General features: G+C 69.8%; 5 protein-coding genes. 3 read left to right on the top strand and 2 right to left on the bottom strand.

The features are described from left to right. Positions 1-189 precede the first annotated feature (189 nt). Positions 190-951 (bottom strand): phosphotransferase, encoded by a 762-nt coding sequence (locus ACWD26_RS42685; RefSeq protein ID WP_451278942.1) that lies wholly within the window; start codon positions 949-951, stop codon positions 190-192. A 114-nt stretch (positions 952-1,065) separates the two neighbouring features. Beyond that, positions 1,066-2,073, bottom strand: coding sequence for a hydroxyacid dehydrogenase (locus ACWD26_RS42680; protein WP_451278940.1), 1,008 nt, complete (start codon positions 2,071-2,073; stop codon positions 1,066-1,068). Between the two features lie 147 nt (positions 2,074-2,220). Between ACWD26_RS42680 and ACWD26_RS42675 the strand changes: the two genes are divergently transcribed. The 3 genes from ACWD26_RS42675 (at position 2,221) to ACWD26_RS42665 (ending at position 6,457) form a co-directional block, all read left to right on the top strand. Beyond that, positions 2,221-3,468 (top strand): FAD-binding protein, encoded by a 1,248-nt coding sequence (locus ACWD26_RS42675; RefSeq protein WP_451278938.1) that lies wholly within the window; start codon positions 2,221-2,223, stop codon positions 3,466-3,468. A gap of 192 nt (positions 3,469-3,660) precedes the next feature. Further along, entirely contained in the window at positions 3,661-4,956 is a 1,296-nt protein-coding gene (locus ACWD26_RS42670; protein ID WP_451278936.1) for an ROK family transcriptional regulator, read from the top strand. 241 nt (positions 4,957-5,197) lie between these two features. Further along, positions 5,198-6,457, top strand: a complete 1,260-nt coding sequence (locus tag ACWD26_RS42665; protein ID WP_451278934.1) for an ABC transporter substrate-binding protein — start codon at positions 5,198-5,200, stop codon at positions 6,455-6,457. Positions 6,458-6,472 lie beyond the last annotated feature (15 nt).

Genomic DNA, 6,472 nt, shown 5'->3' with positions numbered 1-6,472 from the left:
ACACGAGTGATACCGCGGCGCTCCGCGCCGCGAACACGAGGATGCGATTCCTCCCAGGGCTGAAGCCCTGGGGTTCCTCGCAAGATCAGGCTGAAGTCGCACGCGAACAGTCCGTTCGTCCAGTTCCGCACGGCGCGCGGTGATCCGTTCCAGCAATCCGTGAACCGACTGCGGCCGTTGCCCACGCGCTCACCTCACTGAGCGTTCCAACGCAGCCCGGTGATCGGAAACCCACTGGTAGGCCGTCTGAACCTGCCTCACGGCCCCTGCGTCACGGAGGCGGGCCATGGCGACGTCACCCGCATCGGCCTGGGTCTCGATGCCCCGCCGGCACCGGTCCTGCCACCACAGGATCGTGGACACGAGACGTTGCCGGTCGGACAACTCGTAGCCGTCGACGATCAGCCTCATGCGCCGGGCCACCTCCTCGACGTCGGTGATCGAAGAACCCAGATCGAGGTACTGCCAGCAGACATGAGCGATGTCGTGGATGCGCGCGCCCGGCGCGGCAAGGTCCCAGTCGATGAATGCCGCCGGCCGAAGCTCGCCACCGCACAACTGATAGACGGTGTTCTTGGGCGACAGGTCGTTGTGGCACACGACCTCCTGGTCTCCGGCCAGCGGGGTGCCGGCCGTCAGGTCGTGGAACTCACGCACGAGCCGGGCGACCGTCACCAGACTCTCGTCCGATGACACAGCAGCAGGTTGTCGCCGCTCCCATGCCACATGGCCGTCGAGGTAGCTGAGGACTTCACGGCCCTCGTCGTCCACACCCAGATACCGCGGAGCACCACTCCAGCCACTGGCTTCAAGCAACCTCAGCAGATCAGCCACGAACTTCGTGCGAGCCGAGGCTGGACGGCGCACCGTGTCCCCGACACGCATGACCGCATTGACGAAACCTCCGGGCATGGGCGACTCAGGCATCCGTCCACCCTGCCCGATCGTCACCTCCCACGCTTCATGACTTGTCCCGTCGCTTGATCCGCCCCTAGACGACTCCGGGACCTTGAACGGGAAGCTGACAGAGCCAGCGGTGTGTCCTCGCACGCCGTCAGTCGCCCGTCACGCCGTGCGCTCCAGCACCCCCCGGTCCAGCGCGTGCGCCAACTCCTCCCCGGTGGCGAGCCGTTCGGCCTCCTCCGTGACCGCCAGGCCGAGGCGGGCGACCTCGTTGCCCTGGGAGCCGGCCAGGTGTGGGGTGACGAAGGCGTTCTGGAGGTCGAGGAGCGGGGAGTCGGCGGGCAGTGGTTCGGGGTCGGTGACGTCGAGGATCGCGGAGAGGCGCCCGGCGCGCAGTTCGTCGATGAGGGCGTCGTGGTCGACGAGGGCGCCGCGCGCGGTGTTGATGAGGACGGCCCCGTCGGGCATGAGGGCGAGGGCGCGGCGGTCGATCAGCCGGTGGGTCTCGGGGGTGTCCGGGGCGTGGACGGTGACGATGTCCGAGGTGCGCAGCAGGTCGTCGAGCGGCAGCAGGGGTACGCCGAGGGCGGCGGCTCCGGCCTCGTTGACGTAGGGGTCGGTGAGGCTCACCCGCAGGTCGAAGGGGCGCAGGAGTTCGATGACGCGGCGGCCGATGCGGGAGGCGCCGATGACGCCGACGCGGCGGCCGTGGTTGCCGATGCCGGGGACGAACCCCCAGCCCCGCGAGACGCGTTCGGTGCGGAGGCGGTCGCGGCTGCCGAGGATGTCCTTGCCGGCGAGCAGGATCATGGCGAGCGTGTACTCGGCGACGGGCAGGGCGTTGGCGGCGGCCGCCGTGGAGACCGCGATCCCGCGTTCCCAGACGGCCGGGGTGACGAACCCCTTCACCGAGCCCGCCGAGTGCAGCACCGCCCGCAGCTTGGGCGCCGCGTCGAGGACCGCCTCGTCGATGCGGGGGCAGCCCCAGCCGGTGACCAGTATGTCGACGTCCGACAGCGCCTTCCGGACCCGGGGGTCGGTGAAGTCCTCGGCGATCAGACTGGGATCGATCTCCACGGCCTCGCGCAGGCGGGACAGTACATCCGGCGGGAAGACCTGCGGAACGTTCTCGGCCGTCATGGCGAACATAGCGCGGGGACGCTCGGGCAAGGAAGGACCTTCCGACGGGGGAGAACATGCGGCAGCAAGCGTTCTCTACGGTAGGCAGGCGCCGACGAGGGGGTCAATGAATCAAACACCGTTCGGAGAGGATGGCCCTCGACAGCCATGGCTCACGACCCGCGGAGGACCCCAGGTATGACCATCCAGCCCCTGACCAACTGGGCCCGGAACATCATCTACACCGCCAAGGAGCTGCACCGGCCGCACTCCGTCGACGCGCTGCGGGACCTGGTCGCGGGCGGCGAGAGGGTGCGGGTGCTGGGCAGCGGACACTCGTTCAACGAGATCGCGGAGCCCGGCCCCGAGGGCGTTCTCCTCTCCCTGACCGGGCTGCCGCCGGCGATCGACGTGGACACGGCGGCCCGTACGGTACGGGTCGGTGGCGGTGTCCGGTACGCGGAGCTGGCCCGCGCGGTGCACGCCCATGGTCTCGCCCTGCACAACATGGCCTCCCTCCCGCACATCTCCGTGGCGGGCTCGGTCGCCACCGGCACCCATGGGTCGGGCGACGGGAACGGTCCGCTCGCGGCGGCCGTGCGCGAGGTCGAGCTGGTGACGGCGGACGGTACGACGCTGACGCTCGCGCGCGGCGACGACCGCTTCGGTGGGGCGGTCACCTCGCTCGGCGCCCTCGGAGTGGTCACGGCGCTCACCCTCGACCTGGAGCCGGCCTTCGAGGTGAGCCAAGAGGTGTTCGGTCGACTCCCCCTCGTCGGGCTGGACTTCGCCGCCATAGCGGCGTCGGCGTACAGCGTGAGCCTCTTCACCGGCTGGCGGCACTCCGGCTTCGACCAGGTCTGGGTCAAGCGGCGCACGGACCGGCCGCGCCAGGACTTCCCGTGGGCCGCGCCCGCGGCCGAGGCGATGCACCCCGTGCCGGGGATGCCGGCGGTGAACTGCACCGAGCAGTTCGGGGTGCCCGGTCCGTGGCACGAGCGGTTGCCGCACTTCCGGGCCGAGTTCACGCCGAGCAGCGGGGACGAGCTGCAGTCGGAGTATCTGCTGCCGCGCTCGTTCGCGGTGGAGGCACTGCACGCGCTCGACGGGATCCGGCATGTCGTCGCGCCGGTGCTGCAGGTCTGCGAGGTCCGTACGATGGCCGCCGACGAGCAGTGGATCGGTCCCGCCCACGGGCGGGACACGGTCGCGCTGCACTTCACGTGGATCGCGGACGCGGGGCCCGTGCTGCCGGTGGTGCGGCGGGTGGAGGAGGTCCTCGCGCCGCTGGACGCACGGCCGCACTGGGGCAAGGTGTTCACGGTTCCGGCGGCGGAACTCCGGGCGCTGTACCCCCGGCTGGGTGATTTCCGGGCGCTGGCCGAAGGCCTGGACCCGGCGGGCAAGTTCCGCAACACCTTCGTACGGGATGTTCTCGACGCGTGAGGCGGGCCGGCTCGCCCGGCGCCCACCTGGGGACTCGCCGTACGGTCGGTGCCCGGCCATCGGTGCGCGGATCGGTGGGAGACTTCGTAAACCCCCTTTCCTAACCCCTTGTAGAAAGCATCTCCGCCCCATAGCCTGGGCGCCGCGCCGGGGCAGCAGGCCTCGTCATGGCCTGGAGGGATCGAGGGGATCATGTCGTCGGTGAAGCGCACCTCACGCGACATCCGCACCGCGAACCGCTACGAGGTGCTGCGCCAGATCATCGCAAAGTCTCCCACTTCCCGGCAGGAGCTGGCGGCGGCCACCGGGCTCAGCCTGGCCACCGTCGCCACGCTCGTCGGTGAGCTGCTCGACCTCCGCATGATCACCGAGGTCGGGTTCGAGGACTCGGCGGGGGGCCGCCCCCGTGGCCTGGTGGCCGTCAACGCGTCGGGGGGCGCGTTGATCGGCGTCGACATCGCGGAGACGTACGTCCATGTCGAGCTGTTCGACCTCGCGCTGAATGTCCTGGCCCGGGCGGAGGAGGATGTCCGCGCCGGCGAGAGCCTGCCCGAGCAGATGGTCGGCCATGTCGCCGCCGCCGTCGGGTCGGTGGTGGCGCAGGCCGGGATCGAGGGCGCCCGGGTGCTCGGCGTCGGGGTGAGCGTGCCGGGGCAGGTGGACCGCGCGACGGGCATCTCGGAGTACGCGCCCAACTGGGACTGGCACGACGTGCCGCTGCTCGACCTGTTGACCGAGCACATCGCGTATCCGCTGTACCTGGACAACCCGCTGCGGGCGGTCGCGGTGGCCGAGCTGTGGTTCGGGGCCGCGCGCGGGCGCGGGGACGCCGTGATCGTCAACCTCGGGACCGGCGTGGGCGCCGGGCTCGTTCTGGGCGGCGGGCTGCACCGGGGGGTGAGCAACAGCGCCGGGGAGTGGGGCCACACCACGATCGTGCTGGACGGGCGGCTGTGCCACTGCGGCAACCACGGCTGCGTGGAGACGTATGTGGGCGCCCCCGGGATCATGCTGAACCTCCGGGAGCTGAGCCCGCGCAGCACCCTGCTGCACCCCGAGGACCAGACGGCCACCATCGCCGCGCTCGCCCAGGGGGTGGCCCGGCAGGACCCGGTGGCGGTCAAGGTGGTGCGGGACACCGCGCGCTATCTCGGCGCCGGCATCGCCGACCTGGTCAATCTGTTCAATCCGGAGGTGGTCGTGCTCAGCAGCTGGGTCGCCGCCGCCCTCGGGGAACCGCTGGTCGCGGAGGTGCGCGAGGCCGTCGCCCGGCACGCGCTGCCGCGTCCGATGGCCGCCACCGAGATCGTCCTCTCCCTGATCCCCACCGACCCGGCCTGCCTGGGCGCGGCGACGTTCGCGCTCGAAGGGGCGCTGCAGTCGGTCGGGCAGAAGCCGGGCAAACGCGCCGCCCCGGCGCGGAGCAAGCCCGTCGTACGACACCGGGGGCGCCCCGAAGAGCGCGAACGGCTGCCTCAACACCCATGAGCCGAGGGCCGCCGGACCCTGACCCGGCGGCCCTCACCTTCCCCGCCCGACCCCGCGCCGCACACGGACGTTCGGAACACCGAACCGATACAACGCTTCGAACAGACTTCGTCCAACCCCTTGCCGAAGCCTTAGCCGAAGGTTAACGTCCCGCACCGCAAGCCCCTTTGAGCCAACTGGCACTGAGCCGCCGAGCCAACTGGCACAGAGCCGCAGCCGTACTCGAGACAAGGACGTCAGCATGTCGGCATTGAGCAACAGGAACTTCGACCGCCGCACCGCCCTGCGGGCCGCGCTGGGTCTGGCCGCCGCCGGCGGACTGGCCGCGTGCGGCAGCAACACCGGCAGAAGCAGCGGCGGAGGCCCCGGCCTCACGCAGTACTTCCACGCGTACGGCGAGGCCGGCACCGAGCAGGCCATCAAGAAGTACGCGGCCGCCTACAAGGAGACCAAGGTGACCACGCAGTGGATCACCGGCTCCAACTTCGAGAGCAAGCTGTTCGCCTCGCTGCTCACGGACAAGGCCCCCGACTGCTTCGAGTTCCACCCGCAGCTGCAGATGATCGAGAGCGGCCAGGTCGCGGACCTGACCGACCTGATAGACCCGGTCAAGGACGACTTCAACCAGGCCGACATCCAGTCGCACACGGTCGACGGCAAGATCTACGGCATCCGGATGATCGACGACCCGCAGTTCTTCTTCTACCGGCCGTCGCTGTTCGAGAAGGCCGGTGTCGAGGTTCCGCAGACGCTGGAGGAGCTGGTCGAGGCCGCCGCCAAGCTGACCACCGACAAGGTCAAGGGCGCCTACCTCGGCAACACCCTGCACTCGATGGTCAACCCGCTGATCTGGTCGGCCGGTGCGCAGCACCTCGACGACAAGAACCAGATCGCGTACCACACGGACGCGGTCGTCGACGGCCTCAAGCAGCTGCGCAAGCTGTTCACCAGCGGTGACCTGCTGCTCGACGCCCCGACCGACTTCTGGGACCCGTCCGCGCTCAACCAGGGCCTGACCGCGATGCAGTGGTGCGGCATGTGGGCGATGCCGCAGATGCAGGAGGCTCTCGGCGACGACCTCGGCATCTTCCCGTTCCCGAAGGTCGGCGACGCGGGCAAGCAGTCCGTCTACAACGGCGGTTGGTCGATGTTCGTCAACGCCAAGGGCAAGAACGTCGACGCCACCAAGGAATACGTGAAGTGGCTGTGGATCGACCAGAAGGAGTACCAGGAGGACTGGGCGCTCTCCTACGGCTTCCACATCCCGCCGCGCACCTCGATCGCGGAGTCCGCCGAAAAGCTGAAGTCGGGTCTGCCGGCCGAGGGCGTGAAGCTCTTCAACGAGTTCGGCCACTTCGACAACATCGGCTGGACCCAGGCGAGCATCACGGCCCTGGAGGACGTCCTCGCCAACTCCGTGCGCAAGGGCGGCGACCCGGACAAGGAGCTCACCAAGGCCGACGCGAAGGTCAACAAAGAGCTGAAGAAGCTGTTCGGATAGGCCGGCGGACAGGTA

This window comes from Streptomyces sp. NPDC002787 (genome assembly GCF_053592095.1).
Note: the sequence above shows the minus strand (reverse complement) of the source record. Positions and strands in the feature narration are given on the sequence as shown.

Bases quoted from the DNA above. Each gene is read 5' to 3' on its own strand.
- ACWD26_RS42675 (WP_451278938.1), top strand. From the start codon at position 2,221: ATGACCATCCAGCCCCTGACCAACTGGGCCCGGAACATCATCTACACC.
- ACWD26_RS42670 (WP_451278936.1), top strand. From the start codon at position 3,661: ATGTCGTCGGTGAAGCGCACCTCACGCGACATCCGCACCGCGAACCGC.
- ACWD26_RS42665 (WP_451278934.1), top strand. From the start codon at position 5,198: ATGTCGGCATTGAGCAACAGGAACTTCGACCGCCGCACCGCCCTGCGG.